This is a genomic window from Ideonella sp., from assembly GCF_044358605.1.
In the GTDB taxonomy this organism is placed as follows: Bacteria; Pseudomonadota; Gammaproteobacteria; order Burkholderiales; family Burkholderiaceae_C; genus Ideonella.
Map to the genome: position 1 here is coordinate 1 of NZ_JBIKNQ010000085.1, position 15,397 is coordinate 15,397.

Consider the following 15,397-nt stretch of genomic DNA (forward strand, 5'->3'; position numbering starts at 1 on the left):
AATATGGCTCATGCGATCTGGCTATGATGAACTCTCTGGGATCGAAGCCAGCAACTCGCTCAGGACAGCTCTGGCCTGAAGTAGCGGCCAGCTTCGAATCGGCCAATGATCACATGAGACGTGACATATAACGCACCGGCTGACGATGACCTGCCGCCGCCGGTCAACCTCAGCAACCTGGCCTCCGCCACAGTCGATCAGATCTTCCACATTGCGATTGCGCCGCTGCGCACCAACGCCACCAATTTCGCAGGCACAGAACTGGTCAGCGACATGGCCGTGCGCTATCGCCAGCAAGACGCTGCCGCGCCAGACTTGTTCACCCAGGCGGCGACGGCCGACATTGCCACGCTGCGCCGCTGTGCCCGTGTGGTGGCGGATCAAGAGCCGCATGATCACTTGGTGAGCATGCCGCTGTGCCGCTTGCGCCGCAACGCGACGGGTGTTTTTGAGTTGGACCGGCGCTTTGTGCCGCCGGTGTTGAGTGTGCAGGCGGCCCCTGCCTTGCAAATGATGCTGCGCCGGCTGATTGATGTGTTGCAGGCCAAAGTCGAGGCGCTCTATGGCTCGCACCGCGAGCCCTCCAAGCATGTGATCGAGTTTCGGTCGGGCGACATTGCGTCTTTCTGGCTGCTGCACACCGCCAGCTCGGCTTGTGCCGGGCTGATGCATCTGCATCACCACCAAGGCTTGCATCCCGAGCGGCTGTACGCGCGCATGTTGGAGTTGGCGGGCTCCTTGATGACCTTTTCCAAAGCCTATGCCTTGGCCGACTTGCCCATGTACAAACATGCTGAGCCCGGCCGGTCGTTCGCTAAGCTGGACAACATCATTCGAGAGTTGCTGGAGACCGTGATCTCGACGCGCTATTTCTCCATTGCGCTGACCGAGACCAAACCAGCCTTCCACCTGGGCCGCTTGGAGTCTGAGAAGATTTCGCCGACCACCGCCTTCTACTTGGGCATCAGTGCCGCCATGCCGCCGACAGAGCTGGTGGAAGTCATCCCCATGCGCGCCAAAGTGGGGGCGCCGGACGATGTCGAGAAGCTGGTGCTGTCGGCCATGGGCGGCGTGCGCCTGACCCATGCCCCGCAAGTGCCCTCCGCCATCCCGGTGCGGCCCGGCGCCTATTACTTTGCGCTGGAGGGGCGTGGCCCCCTGTACGAGCGCATGCTGCAGTCACAGTCCATCATGATCTACGTGCCCAACGGCATTGCAGACTTGCAGGTGGAACTGTTTGCCTTGAACCAATGATGAGTTGCCGTCATGAGTGAACCCCAAGCTCCTTCCCTTTTGGCTGGCCTGAAACCCGGTGCGCCTGCGCGCCCGGCCATGGCCACGCCAGAGGCCAAGACCTTGCTCGACCTGATGGCCGACGGGTTTTACATGCTGTTCTTGCTCAAGAACCGCTTCAGTCCCACCTCCGCCGACGAGTTCCGCAACCGCCTCAAAGATTTTTTGATCAGCTTCGAGCGGGGCAGCCGCCGCATCGAGGCGCCCTCCGAAGACGTCTACTTGGCCAAGTACGCGTTTTGCGCCCTGGTCGATGAGACCGTGATGATGGCGCCTGCCCTGCGCGACACCTGGGAGCGCACGCCCTTGCAGTTGGAGCTGTTCGGCGACCAATTGGCGGGCGAAAACTTCTTCTCCCGTTTGGAGGAGACGCGTCAAAAGGGCGCGCCCAAGCTGCAGGTGCTGGAAGTCTTTCACATGTGCTTGCTGGTGGGGTTCCAGGGCAAGTACCTGCTGGAAGGCAGCGAAAAACTCGGTTATCTCACCTCTCGATTGGGGGATGAAATCGCCCATCTCAAGGGCAAGCGTGCGTCTTTCGCGCCGCATGCGCTGGCGCCTGATCAGGTCATGCACAAGCTGCGCACCGAGGTGCCGCTGTGGGTCATTGGCTCGGTGTTTGCGTTGGCAGGCTTGTTGGCCTTCGTGGGTGTGCGCTGGACGCTGGACCGCCAAACCCAATCAGACCTGAAGCCGTATTCCGAATTGGTGAAGTTGCCCGCTCAGGCTGCCAACGTCACCATCACCCTGCCCTGAGCGGGCGGGGTCGCGCTCAGGCCTTTTTCTCGCTCTCCGAGGGCGAGGTTTTCTTTTTCTTCTTGCGCTTGGTGGTCTTTGCTTCGGTGCTAGTTTTGGCTTTGCTCTTGGGGGCCAGCCGTTTGGGGCAGGCCTCGGCCTTGCCCCAGTAGCCTTCGCACAAGCGCTGGCGGCAAGCTTTGGCTTCGCTGCCGCCCAAGCTCTTGCAGCGGGACACCAAGCCTGCGATCGAGGTGGTGGTGGCTTCGCCTTCGGCGCTGCGGCCCGCGGCAGGCGCTTCACCGTGCCGCATCACTGCGGCGATCAGGTCTACGTCTGGGTCCGCACCGCCTTGGGGGCTTGCGCCTGCTGGGTTGACTTTGCGCGCTGCCGTTGCTTGCGCTTTCTTTGTGGCAGCAGCGGCTTCACGTTCGGCTTTGGCTTCGCGCTCGGCATTGGCCTTGGCGCGCTTGCTTTGCTTCTTGGGCGCGCTGGCCGCAGGCTCTGGCGCGGCAGCCAGTGCGCCCGCAGCGACGGCACCCGCTCCAGCGGCCATCAGCAGCGTGGCGTTTGACGGGCCGGCCGCCGTCGACTCTGCCAGGGCAGGGCTGGCTGCGGGGGCTGCTGGAGCTGGGTTGCCGGCCACATTCACTTCTATGACAGCGGGGGTCGCCGTGGCAACCGTGTCTGAGAGGGGGGCGCTGGCCATCGTTTGGAGTCGAATCGGTGTGCTGGCGGCTGCGGCGCTCAGCGCTGGCTTGGGGCGTTCAGCCTCTGCCTTTTGGGCGTTAGCCAGCCATATCAATCCGGCGGCGGCAAGCAGCCCGCCTCCTAACCACGGCCACAGTTGGCGTTGACTCAACTTGGCGCGCCCAGGGGGCGGGGTGTCGTCCATGGCGGACAAGATGGACACCGGGCCATCGTCGTGAGGAGGCGCTGTGCTCGAGAGCAGCGAAGGTCTGGTGCCTGAGGGCCAAGCGGGTGGGGTGGCTTTCCCCGGATCTGGCGTCATGGACAACGCAGGCTCCCATTTTTGTGAGTAGTCGACCGAGGATTTTAGAGCCTCGAATGAGTTTGTCTGTGGGGGATTCCCGCCGCCACGGCTTCCCCCAAAAGAGGCAGCGCTGTACCCCCGCGCCTCCCACTATGATGGCGGGTTATCTCTCAGGTCGTATTGGGCTGCTTTGTCGTGGTGATATTCAGCGTTGTCGCTTATTTTTTGCTGGTCTGTGCGGTGTTGGCGCTGGTCTTCTTGCCTGCTTTGCGCGAGCGCGTATGGAGCCAAGCTGTGCAGTGGCAGCGCCAGGGGCGGGCCCGAGTTCAGGCGTGGGGGCAGCGGCGGGAGCAAGGCCTGCGCAGCAGCACGGAAGGTGTGGGCGATGTCGTGCAACGGCTGGCCCGCTTCGCGGCACTGAACTGGATATGGCTCTTGGGTGGCGCTGCTGTGTTGCTCAGCGCTCCGCTGCTGTCCAGTTGGCTGCGTCTGGGGCATGCCTTCGAAGGCTACGACCACACCGCCAGCCGAGAAATGGACCCCAAGATCGCGGCCTTGTTGGCCGGGGAGCAACTGGTGCCACCCCCACCACTGCCGCCCGAGTTGTTCTTGACCAAAGAGGTCGAAAAGGTCTACCCCATGGCGGCGCGGGCCAGTCGCCAGTGGGAGTTGCTCGATGCGGAATTTCAGCAAAAGCTCTTGGTGGTGTTCCGCCTGATGCAAGAGCAGCATGGCTACGAGATGGTGCTGATCGAGGGCTACCGCAGCCCAGAGCGGCAAAACCAGTTGGCCGCCATGGGCGGGCATGTCACCCGGGCGGGTGGCGGGCAGAGTTACCACCAATACGGGCTGGCGGCAGACTGTGCATTTTTGCGCAATGGCAAGGTGGTGATCTCAGAGGCTGATCCGTGGGCGGCCAAGGGCTACGAGTTGTATGGTCAGATGGCGCAGTCGGTGGGCATGGTGTGGGGCGGCAGTTGGCGCAGCATCAAAGATCTGGGTCACGTTGAGTTAAGGCGGCCTGGCGTCATCAAGCCAGGTTGAGGGACTACAGCGCAAAGCGTGCCTGCGCCTGCGACAATCCAGGGTGCAACATCAGTGCAAAGAATATGGGGAGCAGATCGTGGGGAAGCCCTTTATCGTTGTTGGGGACAAGACAGACCATGGCGGCGTCGTGATCAGCGGCGCGCCAACGACCGACATCAACGGCAAGATGATTGCTCGCGTGGGTGATCAGGTCACTTGCCCCAAGCGCGGGCATGGTGGCACCACCGTCATCGTGTCGGGGGACCCCACCTGCATCATTGAAGGGCAGCCCGCTGCCCGTCATGGCGACAAGACCGCTTGTGGCGCAACGCTGCTCTCTTCTCAAGCCCAAGCCACCGATTGACGACTTAGGCTCCCTTAGCGGGGCCGCATCACCTCTTCCTCATGCGTCAATGGCTCAAGGGCTTGGCCCTCTTCGTTGCAATCACCTGCCTGGTGTGGGTGGGGGTGCTGTGGTATTGGCAGGCCACCAGCCGAGACATGTCGCCCGAAGATATCGCGCTGTATCTCGGGCTGTTGCCCTTGGTGGTGTTTGGCTTGGCGTTGCTCGCGCGTTGGGCTTTGCGCTCGGCCGTGGCCAGTGCGGTGGCCAAAGAGGCAGCGGCCGCCCAAGCCCCAGCCAGCGGTTCGCCCGCCCTTCCATCTGCGGGCCAGCAGGAACGCCATGCGCCTTTCAAACTGCTGGCCTCGGGCTTGAGTTGTGCGGCGGGTCACTCGGCCCGCGAAGTGGCGGACGCCTTGAAGGAGGGCGCGCCGCGTCCCGCGCCCGACAAGGCTCTACGGGATGACGAGGGCTTGCCTGTGCTGTGCGCCCGCATTGAGCCGCTGGACACGGCGGCATTGCAGGAAGCCTGGGATGGTGTGTGCGCGGTTGCCCAGGCTGACCTTCAAGGTGCTGAGGCCCAGCCCGTCGCGGTCGATGAAGCCGTGCAACGCGCCTTGGCCGCTTTGCAAGCGCCGCTGCAGCAATGCCTTTCCCAATTGGCGGCGTGGTCTGAGCGTTTTGCGAAGCCCGATGCTGATGGGCCGCAGGCGGCCTCTGCTGCAGTGCCCGCTGGACTGCGCGTCTTCACCGCCTGGCCCACCCATTGGTCACCCGCCGAGCGCGCGGTGGCACAAGCCTGGGTCAAGCACTGCTTGAAGCAAGACAGCGCTGACTGGTTGGCCCCGTCGCAGCTGCGCCTCATGCCCAGCACCCAAGGTGGCGGCGTGGCGCTGTGGCTGGAGGCGGACCGTGCCCTGCGCGCCGCCCAGCGCGAAGGCTTGCCCGAAGTAGTGCTGCTGCTGTCCTGCCAGTCCGACTTGAGCGACGCGCGCCTGGGCCACCTGCAGCGCGAAGCCGCGCTGTTCACCCACACGATGCCTAAGGCCGGTGTGGCGGCGGAGTCGGCGGTGGCGTTAGCCTTGGCCGATGAAACCTGGCCCGAGCTGCCAGATGCTGCGGCTGCACCTGTGCTCCTGCATCGTGCAGCCGTGATCCAACGTGACAAGCCTATTGATGCGGCGGGGCGGGTGAGTGCCCAAGTGGCCGAGCAAGTCGTGCAACAAGCTGCCGCAGCGGCCGAACTGCCCCTGGCCGAGGTCTCAGCCTTGGTCAGCGACGCAGACCAGCATTCCCCTCGCGGTGCAGAGCTTTTTTCAGTGCTGGTGTCCCAATTGGCCCAGCTCGACGCTGCCGAAGATACTTTGGTGGCGGGCACGCTGTGGGGCCGCACCGGCCCGACAGCGCCTTTGATGTTGGTGGCCCTGGCCGCCCACCGCGCCGAGATGAATCAACAACCTTGCCTGGCCTTGAGCGTGGACGATTCCGTCGCGCGCATGGCTCTGGTGCTCAGACCGCCCGCTGCTGCGGGCGCTGAACCGACGAAGACCGCATCATGAATCGTTTCTGGACCATTGTGTTGGACCCCCGGGTCTTGGTGGTGATCGGCTTGGCGGCGCTTGCCGCCTTCTTGTTCATCGGCGCCGATGTGCTGGCGGTGGCGGGATTCTGGGCGGCGCTGGGTTTGGCGCTGATCCTGCTGGTCTGGCTCATTGTGTGGGTCGTCAAGCGCGTGCGGGCCAAGCGGGCTGCCAAGGCGCTGGAGCAAGCCATAGACCAACAAGGTGCGTTGGGCGCTGCAGGCGCTGAAGACAAGGCTCAGTTGGCGGTGCTGCGAGACCGCATGCAAGAGGCGGTGAAGACCGTGAAGTCCTCGCGCCTGGGTGAGCTGAAGGGCTCGGCCGCGCTGTATGAACTGCCTTGGTACATGGTCATTGGCAACCCGGCCGCTGGCAAGAGCACGGCAGTGGTGAAGTCGGGCCTCAAGTTCCCTTTTGCGGATGCCAGCGGCAGCATCATCCAAGGCATTGGCGGCACGCGCAATTGCGACTGGTTCTTCACCAGCGAAGGCATCTTGCTGGACACGGCCGGTCGCTACTCGGTGCACGAAGAAGATCGTTCGGAGTGGCTGGGCTTTTTGTCGCTGCTGAAGAAAAACCGGCCCAAGGCGCCCATCAACGGCATCGTCATTGCGGCCAGCTTGGCCGAGTTGACCACGGGCAGGCCGGAGCAAGCTATCCAGTTGGCCAAGAGTTTGCGCCAGCGGGTGCAAGAGGTGACAGAACACCTGGAAGTGTTTGCGCCCATCTATCTGGTGTTCACCAAGGCCGATTTGATTTCGGGCTTTGCAGAGTTCTTTGAGGACCAAGAGCGCGAAGAGCGCGAGCGCGTGTGGGGCGCCACGCTGCCCTATGACCAAGCCAAGCGCAAAGAGGCGATTGCCGCCTTTGACAAGCATTTCGATGAGCTGCACGACGGCCTGAAAGAGCTGTCGATTGCGCGCATGTCGCTGCAGCGCGGCCAAGCGCTGCCTCCGGGTGTGCTGACCTTCCCCTTAGAGTTCGCCGCCCTCAAGCCCGCCTTGCACGCGTTTGTGGTGACGCTTTTTGAAGAGAACCCCTACCAGTACCAGCCGGTGTTCCGGGGCTTTTACTTCACCAGCGCGGTGCAAGAAGGCAGCTCCACCAGCCGAGCCAGTGACCGCGTGGCCAAACAGTTTGCGCTGTCGTCACGGGCTGAATACACCACGGCCATGGTGGTGGCCGATAACGGCTTCTTCTTGAAGGACTTGTTCTCCAAGGTTATCTTTGGCGACAAAGGCTTGGTGCAGCAATACGCCAGCCGCCGCAAGCTGCGCTTGCGCGCCTGGAGTTTTGGTTTGGGCGTGGTGGTGTTGGCCGCAGCCTTGGCCGGTTGGAGCTGGTCTTACCTGGGCAATCGTCAGTTGATGGCCCAGGTGCAGGCCGACCTCAGCAAGGTCAGCAAGATCCAGCAGGAGCGTCCGGACTTGGCCTCGCGCCTGGAAGCCTTGGAGTTGCTGCAAGACCGCATTGAGCAGTTGCAACGCTACCGCGAAGACAAGCCTTGGGGCATCAGCTTGGGGCTCTACCAGGGCGAGGCGATCGAGCAAAAGCTGCGTGCAGAGTACTTCGCCGGCATCAAAGAGGTGATGCTCACGCCCGTGTCCCAGGCCATTGAAGCCTATCTCACCGAGGTCAATGCCAACCCCTCGCGGCTCAAGCCCATGGCGGCCACGCCGGAGTCGGCCGCCACCCCCGCCAACCAAGGGGCCAACAAGTCGGCCGCAGGCGGTACGCGCTATGTCGATGCCAGCGTGGAAGACGCGGCCGATGCCTACAACGCGCTCAAGACCTACTTGATGTTGGCGGATGCCAAGTATCTAGAGGGCAGCCACATGACCGACCAGCTCACCCGCTTCTGGCGCGGCTGGCTGGACAACAACCGGGGGGCGATGCCGCGCGAGAAGATGATCCGCAGCGCCGAGCGCCTGATCTCCTTCACCACCAGCCAGTTGGCCGACCCTGCCTTCCCGCAGTTGCAAAACAAGCTGGCCTTGGTGGACCAGACTCGCGAGAACCTGCGCGAGTTGGTCAAGGGCATGAAGGGCATTGACCGGGTGTACTCGGACATCAAGGCCCGCGCGTCCACCCGCTTTGCGCCGGTCACCGTCAAGGGCCTGATCAGCGACCGTGACCGCGACCTGGTGGCCGGCAGTCACGCGGTGCCCGGCGCCTTCACCCGCGAAGCCTGGGACGACTATGTGGAGCAGGCCTTCAAGGACGCGGCCAGCAAAGAGCTGCAAAGCGCCGACTGGGTGCTCAAGACGGCCGCCCGCAGCGACTTGACCCTGGAGGGCAGCCCGGACCAGATCCGCAAGCAACTGACCGAGCTCTACAAGACCGAGTACGTCAAAGAGTGGCAGCAGTTCATGCAGGGCATCACGGTGACGGAGTTCGGCAGTTTTGAGATCGCTGTTGAGCGCATGAACCGTTTTGGTGACACGGCCGAGTCGCCGATTCGCAAGCTCATGATCACGCTGTTTGACCAAACCAGTTGGGACAACCCCTCGCTCATCAATGAGCGTTTGGGCAAAGCCCAAGGTGGCGTGATGGACTGGATCAAACAGTCCATCTTGCGCATGAAGCCCGGCCGCGTGGAGATGGATGTAAAGGTCAGCAGCGACAAGGAGGCCGCCATTCCCATGGGCCCTGTGGGCCGCGAGTTTGCGGCGCTGTCGCGCATCATGATGGCTCGCGACAGCAACCCGGCCCTGATCCAGGGCTACTTGCAACAGCTCTCCAAGCTGCGCACGCGCTTCAACGAAATCAAGAACCAAGGCGACCCGGGGCCTGGCGCCCGCGCCCTGATGGTCTCCACGCTATCCGGCAATGGCTCGGAGCTGGCCGACGCGCTGCGCTTTGTGGACGAGCAAATGCTCAACGGCATGACGGACTCCGCCCGCGCCACCTTGCGGCCGCTGCTGGTGCGCCCACTGATGCAAGCCATGGCCGTGACCGTGCCCCCGGCCGAGACCGAGCTGAACCGCGTCTGGTCGGCCCAGGTGGTCGAGCCCTTCCAGAAGACCTTGGCGGGCAAGTACCCCTTTGACAAGCAGTCGCGCCTAGAAGCCGGGCCGCAAGAGATTGCCAAGGTCTTTGGGCCTGAAGGTGCCATCTCCAAGTTCGGGTCTGAGGCTCTGGGGCCTATGGTCGTACGCCGTGGCGATACGGTGGTGGCCAAGACTTGGGCCGACATTGGCTTGCGCCTGCGGCCCGAGTTCAGCGAGGGCTTCCCGGGCTGGATCGCGATGATTGATGGTGCGCCGAGTGGGGGCGGCGGCGCAGCAGGGGCTGGCGGTGCGGCACAGGCGCCGTCGGATCAAGGCATGTTCCAACTGCTGCCGCAAGGCTCGCCCGGCATCGCCGAGTACAGCGTCGTGATCGACGGCCAAACCCTGCGCTACCGCAACACCACGGCCGAGTGGGTGAGCATGGTGTGGCCGAATCCTGCCGGGGTGGCGGGTGCACGTGTCAGCGCCATCACCAATGAAGGCAAGACCATCGACTTGCTGAACGAGCCGGGTCGCTCGGGCTTTGATCGCTTTGTGGAGATCGGCGCCCCGCGCAAGATTGGCGACAAGCTGTTTGAGCTGAGCTTTGTGCAAGGGCCGTACAAGGTCACTGTCCATATCCGAATGATCCGAAGCCCCGGTGAGGCACCGCCCGCTGCGGCGCAGGGCTCCGCCGCAGTGGTGGGGGGCAGCAATGCGCGCCTGCAAGGGCTGAAGCTCCCAACCCTGGTGGTGGGCTCGGCGGATGTGCCTGGCGCTGCGCCCGGCGCCGCCTCTGGTGCAGCGTCGGCCGGAGGGGCTCGATGAGCGTCGCGTCTGCACCGCTGCTTTACTTTGGCAAGCTGCCCTCGCGGGGCGACTTCGTGCGCAGCGCCAGTGTGTCGGGCTTGATTCAAACCCTGGATCGCTGGTTGACAGGCGGCATTGAGATGCTGGCCAACGACCCGCGTTGGCGTTTGGTCTATGACCGGGCTGAGCCGCTGCACTTTGCCTTTCTGGGCTCGCGCAACACCCGCGGCATGGCGGGGCATTTGCGCGTCAGCACCGATGCCTCAGGGCGACGCTTTCCTTTCCTCGTGGCGACCATGCTGGAGCTGTCCGCTCCGCTGGACTACCTCTCACACAGCCCTTTGCTGCTGGCCCAACCTTGGCGCCGCATGGACGGCTTGGTTCGCCAAGCGTTGGCGGCCGAAGATGCGTCGACGCTGCTGCAGGATCTGAATCAAACCCAGGTCGATGTGCCGACCACAGCGGTGGCCTATCAGCGGCCTTATCAAGCCTTCTTGGACGATCACTCCGTCGGCACCATCGAGGGTTTTTTGGCGGCCGGTGGCCATGACATGTCGCTGCGGGCGAGCATCTTGGGTTTGGGCTTGCTGCTCCAGCCCGTGCCCGCGAGTGGCGTGCAGCGCCTGGACAAGGGCTTGCTCTTGCCGCTGCCAGCCGACCCGCTGGCACAGGCCATGGTGGCCTCTATGTGGATGGATCTGATTGCAGGCTTTTTGGCCAAGGCTGACTTTGAGTTGACGGTCTTCATCCCTCAACGTGGTCCGGGCGAAAAACCGGTGATGGCGTTGGCGTTTGACGGCGCCTCACCGGCCACACTGCGGGCGCTGTGGGACCCGGAAGCCCTGGGTGATAGCTTCGTGGACGCCCGCCAAGCTGATTGGGTGGAAGGCTATGTCGAGCAAGACTATGCCGTCAAAAAACTATCAAGCTATCTGCGGCAATCGGGGCTCTCGATGCGCCTGGCCGTGGATACCTTCAAGGAGGTGTTTCTTGGCCTTTGACCTCAAGCCGCATGGCGGCCAGTTTTCTTCGCTGATCGGTGCGCTTTGCTTGACCAGCTTGCCGCTGCTGGCTGTGGCGCAAGCCCCTGTCTCTCGGCCTGTTGCAGCGCCGGCTGCGGCTTCTGCGGCTTCGGCGCCCCGCCTGGGCCAGGTGGTGGTGGCCGGTACAGTGCCCGATGAATCTACCCGCCAAGCCATCTTGGCCCGGGTGCGTGAGTTGTACGGCTCTGACCGTGTGGTGGATCAGTTGGGCGTGGGCAATCTGGTGGCGCCGCCGAACTGGTCGCAGCACGTGCAGCGCGCCCTGCATCCGGACATCAAGCAAGTCAGCCGGGGTCAGTTGAGCATCCAAGGCAATGTGCTGGAGCTGAAAGGCGAGGTCTCCAACGAGGCTCAGCGGCAGCAGGTCTTGAGCCAAATCGCCACCCAGCTTAACAACCCCACCTACACCGTGCGCAACAGCTTGCGCGTGTCGGCGGCGGGCCAAGAGGTGGTGGATGCGGCCCTGGCTAATCGCATCGTGGAGTTTGAACCCAGCAGTGCCACGCTGACGGCCACGGGCCAGGCGGTGCTGGATCAACTGGCACCGGTGTTGCTGCAGCTCTCAGGCCGCAAGTTCGAGGTGATTGGCCATACGGATTCTTTGGGGGCACGACCCGCCAATGTGGCCTTGTCGGCCGCACGTGCGGAAACGGTCAAGGCCTATCTGGCCAAAAAGGGCGTGCCCGAGGCCGCCATCACCACCTCGGGCGTGGGACCGGACCGCCCGGTGGCGGACAACAACCAAGCGGAAGGCCGGGCTCGCAACCGGCGCATTGAGTTCCGCGTCAGTCAGTAACCGTTGTTTTGAGGCGGGGGCTCCACCCCCAGCAGGTCTTCGAGTTGCGACAGGGAGTTGGGGTCCTTCATGACCGCGCGCAGCCAGGCATGCAGCGGCATGTCACCCCAACGCGCCGCCTTGTCGGCCAAATAGGCGACCGGGCTGTGCGGCTCGGTGCGCCGGAAGAACTCAGCCACTTGACGCAGTTGGGCCAGCGCTTGCGCGCGGCTGGTCAGCGGTCCGCCTGAACCGCCTCCCGCAGACCCCGAGGAAGTCGATGCCACAGCAGGGCTGTTAGCGTCGGCGTCTGGGCTGGTGGTCATCACGCCTTCGGCGCCGCTGTCGCGCACCAAACGGTCCAGGCCATGCAGGGCTGCATCGACAGCGTCTTTGGCAGGCGTGAAGGCGGGGCCGTCTTGGCCCAAATGGCCGTCCACCACTTGCTGCATTTGCAACAGCGCGGCTTTGAGTCGGCGGGCGGCGTCTCGGGTGTCGATCAGGGTTTGAGACGGTGTGTCACGTTGGGCACGGCTGATCATCTCCAGGGTGACTTTGCCGTCGATGGAAACGGGCGGGCCGCCTTCGGCGCTGCGGTCTAGCGCTTGCTGCAAGACTCGGGCGGCCTCCATGTCTTGCAGGCTCAAGGCCCGACCGGCCAGGCGCATCACCGGCAAGGCCTTGGCCAAGGCGGACACCTGAGCCAACATCCATCCCAGGCTGCCCACACGTAATTCCATGTCGTTGCCCTCCGGCAGCGGGTGCAGATGGGGCCACAGGTGTTCGCAAAGGCGGGCGGCCATCTCAACGCCATCGGCCAAGCCGGCATAGCCTTGCAAATGCGCTTTGGCTTCAGCCCACCAGCCCAGCACGCGCAGGTCGCGGGTGCGTTGCTGCAGCAGTTGCTCGCACAGCTTGACCACCCCAGGCCAGTCGGCCGTCTTCAGGTCGGTGACCCACTCGCCTTGGCTCAGCGAGGGGTCGTCATGGCGCCGCAGATCCTGGATGGTGTCGAACTCGGTCGAGAAGCTCATGTCCTCTCCGCAGACGCTCTGCGCAGAAAGGGGCTGCAATAGGGAATCGATGTCCATGGGGTCCTCTGCCGCTATGTTTGCGCTGGATTGTGACGCAGCGCGGGTGTTAGGCTCAATGCTGAACTCGAAAGGATGATGTGGACATGAGTGAAACCAAGCCCCTCAAAGTTGCCCTGGTGACCGGCGCAGGCTCTGGCATTGGCAAGGCCTGCGCGCTGGCGCTGAACGCGGCGGGCTGGACCGTTGTGCTGAGTGGCCGCCGTTTGGCGCCGCTGCAATCCGTCATCGGGGAGATGAGCTGTGCGGAACGTGCCCGCGCCGTGCTGTGTGATGTGTGCGATGAGTCTTCTGTGCAAGCGCTGTTTGAAGACATTGCTCGCCACTTTGGCCGACTCGATTTGCTCTTTAACAATGCCGGCGTCTTCACGGCCGGTGTGCCCTTAGAAGACCTGCAGGTGGCGGCGTGGCGCGCGGCGGTGGACACCAATTTGACGGGCGCCTTTCTGTGCACCCAACAGGCCTTTCGTTTGATGAAGAGCCAGCATCCTCGGGGCGGGCGCATCATCAACAACGGCTCTATCTCGGCGCACACCCCCAGGCCCAACTCCGTGGCCTATACCGCCACCAAACATGCGATGTCTGGGCTGACCAAAGCCGCCGCCTTGGATGGCCGGGCCTTTGACATCGCGGTGGGGCAGATCGACATTGGCAATGCCGCCACCGACATGACCACCGCCATGGCGCAAGGCATGTTGCAGGCCGATGGCAGCGTGCGCTCAGAAGCGCGCATGGATGTGCAGCATGTCGCGGATGCGGTGGTCCACATGGCGGGTTTGCCGCTGAATGCCAATGTGCTGTTCATGACGGTCATGGCCACGGGCATGCCGTTTGTGGGGCGAGGCTGAGCATGCAAACCTGGCCACAGGCGCTCTCGATCGGCTTGGCAGGCATTGAAGCGCCTGGGGTGCTGGCCTTGTTGGATGAGTTGTCAGAGACCTTGGCGCGGCTCACCGGGGATTCAGGGGCGCAGAGCTTTTCGCTGGACGACCTGCGCATGGAAGGCGCCTGTTTGGCCGTGGCTCGGGATGAACTCGGTCAGGTGTGGGGCTGTGGCGCTTTGCGGCCTTTGGTCACCGACGACGGCTGCGTGGCTGTGGAGCTCAAGCGCATGTTTGCGCGAGCGGGCACGCGGGGAGTTGGGGCTGCGGTACTGGCTTTTCTGGAAGCCGAAGCCTTGGGCCGGAATGTCGAGGTGATTCGACTCTCAACGCGTCGAGTGAACGAACGCGCCGTCAGGTTCTACAGGCAGCATGGCTATCTGCACTGTGCGCCCTGGGGTCGCTATGTGGGGCGTGAGGCTTCGGTGTGTTTAGAGAAGCGTCTGCAGCGGTCAACATATGGCGCTGGCACTGCTTAATGGTGTTCAAGCGCTTGGCAGTGACCACCACCGTTTGCGTCTCTGCGACCATCATCGGCGCCGAAGCTTGGGTGCTGGCGGCGACGGCTGCGGCGTAGTCGTGAGCGGCCATCGCGTCGATGCCCAGCAGCACAGACATGGAGACCACGGCGGCGGCGCCGAAGGCAGAAATACGAGCTACGAAGCTGCTGGAAGCGGGGGAGGTGGAGGTCATGATCAGTTCCTTTCAGGAGGGGTTGAGGTGTGTCGATGGATTGCACTGTAGAGAGGCCCATTGGCAAGCGCCATGCCCATGCGATGAGCCGACATGGCGGCGGGATGAACTGTGATTTCGACGGATAAGCGGCACTGAGATGCGGCTACCATGGCGACAGCAAACCAAGACAAGGAGCCCCCGATGAAGAGCCTTCGTGCTGCTGTGTTGATGCTGATGACTGCCGCTGCGGTGGCGGGTCTGCAAGCAGCGCCTGTGACCTACGAGATCGACCCCAGTCATACCTATCCCAGCTTTGAGGCCGATCACATGGGCCTGTCCACCTGGCGGGGCAAGTTCAACCTGACCCAAGGCCAGGTCTTGTTGGACAAAGAGGCGGGGCAGGGCAGCTTGGACATCGTGGTGGACATTGCCAGCGTGGACTTTGGCCACGACTTGATGAACAAGGTCGCGCTGGGGGAGTCCATCTTTGATGTGGAGAAGCACCCGCACGCCCGCTACAAAGGGCGCCTGGTTGGTTTTGTCGAGGGGGCACCGACCAAGGTGGACGGTGAGTTGACTCTGCATGGCGTGACCCGGCCCCTGAGCTTGACGATCCAACGCTTCAAGTGCATTCCGCACCCCTTGCACAAGCGCGAGCTCTGCGGTGCTGATGCGCTGGCCCGCTTGAACCGCGCCGACTTTGGCATTGACGCTGGCAAGGCCTATGGTTTCGACATGAACGTTGTGCTGCGCATTCAGGTCGAAGCTGTAGCCAAGCCCTGAGGCATGGTGACGCTTTCTTCGCAGCCCACTAGAAGCTTTCTATGAAGCTTCCAGAAGCTCCGGCCCCGCGGCGCACTTCAGATGCGTGGTGGTGTTGCGCCGCAGTGATGGCTGCCACGGCCTGTGAGGCCGTGCATGCACAGCCCGTGACGTATGAGATCGATGCGCAACGCTCGCAGCCGAGCTTTGAAGTGATGCACAAGGGGGCGCCTCGTTGGAAGGGGCAGTTTCAGTTTGCCCGTGGCACCATGACCATTGACCGGGAGGCGCAGTGGGGACGTGTGGCGTTGGACATCGACATGTCCAGCGTGGATTTTGGTGGCAGCGTGATGAACAACTTCGTCAAGGGGCCGCTGATGTTTGAAGTCCAGCGCTTCCCGA

The 15,397-nt window shown here is 63.3% G+C and carries 14 protein-coding genes; 12 read left to right on the forward strand and 2 right to left on the reverse strand.

The annotated features are described in order from the left end of the window. The first annotated feature begins 120 nt into the window (after positions 1-120). Positions 121-1,254 carry a type VI secretion system baseplate subunit TssK gene (tssK, locus tag ACIQ3Q_RS20970; RefSeq protein WP_396271178.1) on the forward strand — a complete coding sequence of 378 codons (1,134 nt, stop codon included), beginning with the start codon at positions 121-123 and terminating at the stop codon, positions 1,252-1,254. Positions 1,255-1,266: 12 nt separating this feature from the next. Beyond that, positions 1,267-2,046, forward strand: a complete 780-nt coding sequence (gene icmH, locus ACIQ3Q_RS20975) for a type IVB secretion system protein IcmH/DotU (RefSeq protein ID WP_396271179.1) — start codon at positions 1,267-1,269, stop codon at positions 2,044-2,046. A 16-nt stretch (positions 2,047-2,062) separates the two neighbouring features. On the opposite strand, the gene ACIQ3Q_RS20980 is transcribed toward icmH, so the two are convergent. Continuing rightward, on the reverse strand, positions 2,063-2,938 hold the full coding sequence (locus ACIQ3Q_RS20980; RefSeq protein ID WP_396271180.1) for a hypothetical protein: 876 nt from the start codon (positions 2,936-2,938) through the stop codon (positions 2,063-2,065). Positions 2,939-3,214: 276 nt separating this feature from the next. On the opposite strand from ACIQ3Q_RS20980, the gene ACIQ3Q_RS20985 reads away from it, so the two are divergent. The 6 genes from ACIQ3Q_RS20985 to ACIQ3Q_RS21010 all read left to right on the forward strand — a co-directional run bounded on the left by ACIQ3Q_RS20985 (position 3,215) and on the right by ACIQ3Q_RS21010 (position 11,607). Then, positions 3,215-4,063 (forward strand): M15 family metallopeptidase, encoded by an 849-nt coding sequence (locus ACIQ3Q_RS20985; protein ID WP_396271181.1) that lies wholly within the window; start codon positions 3,215-3,217, stop codon positions 4,061-4,063. Between the two features lie 79 nt (positions 4,064-4,142). Next, positions 4,143-4,409 carry a PAAR domain-containing protein gene (locus ACIQ3Q_RS20990; RefSeq protein ID WP_396271182.1) on the forward strand — a complete coding sequence of 89 codons (267 nt, stop codon included), beginning with the start codon at positions 4,143-4,145 and terminating at the stop codon, positions 4,407-4,409. A gap of 41 nt (positions 4,410-4,450) precedes the next feature. Continuing rightward, positions 4,451-5,947, forward strand: coding sequence for a hypothetical protein (locus ACIQ3Q_RS20995; RefSeq protein ID WP_396271183.1), 1,497 nt, complete (start codon positions 4,451-4,453; stop codon positions 5,945-5,947). Continuing rightward, on the forward strand, positions 5,944-9,786 hold the full coding sequence (tssM, locus tag ACIQ3Q_RS21000) for a type VI secretion system membrane subunit TssM (RefSeq protein WP_396271184.1): 3,843 nt from the start codon (positions 5,944-5,946) through the stop codon (positions 9,784-9,786). The genes ACIQ3Q_RS20995 and tssM overlap by 4 nt, the downstream gene beginning before the upstream one ends. Next, the gene (tagF, locus tag ACIQ3Q_RS21005) at positions 9,783-10,769 is read left to right on the forward strand and encodes a type VI secretion system-associated protein TagF (RefSeq protein ID WP_396271185.1); all 987 of its coding nucleotides are present in this window, start codon (positions 9,783-9,785) and stop codon (positions 10,767-10,769) included. The genes tssM and tagF overlap by 4 nt, the downstream gene beginning before the upstream one ends. Continuing rightward, positions 10,759-11,607, forward strand: a complete 849-nt coding sequence (locus tag ACIQ3Q_RS21010; protein ID WP_396271186.1) for an OmpA family protein — start codon at positions 10,759-10,761, stop codon at positions 11,605-11,607. The genes tagF and ACIQ3Q_RS21010 overlap by 11 nt, the downstream gene beginning before the upstream one ends. Here ACIQ3Q_RS21010 and tssA read toward each other — a convergent pair. Beyond that, on the reverse strand, positions 11,601-12,677 hold the full coding sequence (tssA, locus tag ACIQ3Q_RS21015; protein WP_396271187.1) for a type VI secretion system protein TssA: 1,077 nt from the start codon (positions 12,675-12,677) through the stop codon (positions 11,601-11,603). The two genes, ACIQ3Q_RS21010 and tssA, sit on opposite strands and share 7 nt — an antisense overlap. 86 nt (positions 12,678-12,763) lie before the next feature. On the opposite strand from tssA, the gene ACIQ3Q_RS21020 reads away from it, so the two are divergent. From ACIQ3Q_RS21020 to ACIQ3Q_RS21035, 4 genes are all read left to right on the forward strand, one after another. Further along, positions 12,764-13,525 carry an SDR family oxidoreductase gene (locus ACIQ3Q_RS21020; protein WP_396271188.1) on the forward strand — a complete coding sequence of 254 codons (762 nt, stop codon included), beginning with the start codon at positions 12,764-12,766 and terminating at the stop codon, positions 13,523-13,525. 2 nt (positions 13,526-13,527) lie between these two features. Further along, the gene (locus ACIQ3Q_RS21025; protein WP_396271189.1) at positions 13,528-14,037 is read left to right on the forward strand and encodes a GNAT family N-acetyltransferase; all 510 of its coding nucleotides are present in this window, start codon (positions 13,528-13,530) and stop codon (positions 14,035-14,037) included. A gap of 397 nt (positions 14,038-14,434) precedes the next feature. Next, the gene (locus ACIQ3Q_RS21030; RefSeq protein ID WP_396271190.1) at positions 14,435-15,016 is read left to right on the forward strand and encodes a YceI family protein; all 582 of its coding nucleotides are present in this window, start codon (positions 14,435-14,437) and stop codon (positions 15,014-15,016) included. Positions 15,017-15,057: 41 nt separating this feature from the next. Next, on the forward strand, positions 15,058-15,397 hold a 340-nt coding region (locus ACIQ3Q_RS21035), incomplete at its 3' end, for a YceI family protein (protein ID WP_396271191.1).

Coding starts and splice junctions, on each gene's coding strand:
- icmH (WP_396271179.1), top strand. CDS start 1,267: ATGAGTGAACCCCAAGCTCCTTCCCTTTTGGCTGGCCTGAAACCCGGT.
- ACIQ3Q_RS20995 (WP_396271183.1), top strand. CDS start 4,451: ATGCGTCAATGGCTCAAGGGCTTGGCCCTCTTCGTTGCAATCACCTGC.
- tssM (WP_396271184.1), top strand. CDS start 5,944: ATGAATCGTTTCTGGACCATTGTGTTGGACCCCCGGGTCTTGGTGGTG.
- tagF (WP_396271185.1), top strand. CDS start 9,783: ATGAGCGTCGCGTCTGCACCGCTGCTTTACTTTGGCAAGCTGCCCTCG.
- tssA (WP_396271187.1), bottom strand. CDS start 12,677: ATGGACATCGATTCCCTATTGCAGCCCCTTTCTGCGCAGAGCGTCTGC.
- ACIQ3Q_RS21020 (WP_396271188.1), top strand. CDS start 12,764: ATGAGTGAAACCAAGCCCCTCAAAGTTGCCCTGGTGACCGGCGCAGGC.
- ACIQ3Q_RS21025 (WP_396271189.1), top strand. CDS start 13,528: ATGCAAACCTGGCCACAGGCGCTCTCGATCGGCTTGGCAGGCATTGAA.
- ACIQ3Q_RS21030 (WP_396271190.1), top strand. CDS start 14,435: ATGAAGAGCCTTCGTGCTGCTGTGTTGATGCTGATGACTGCCGCTGCG.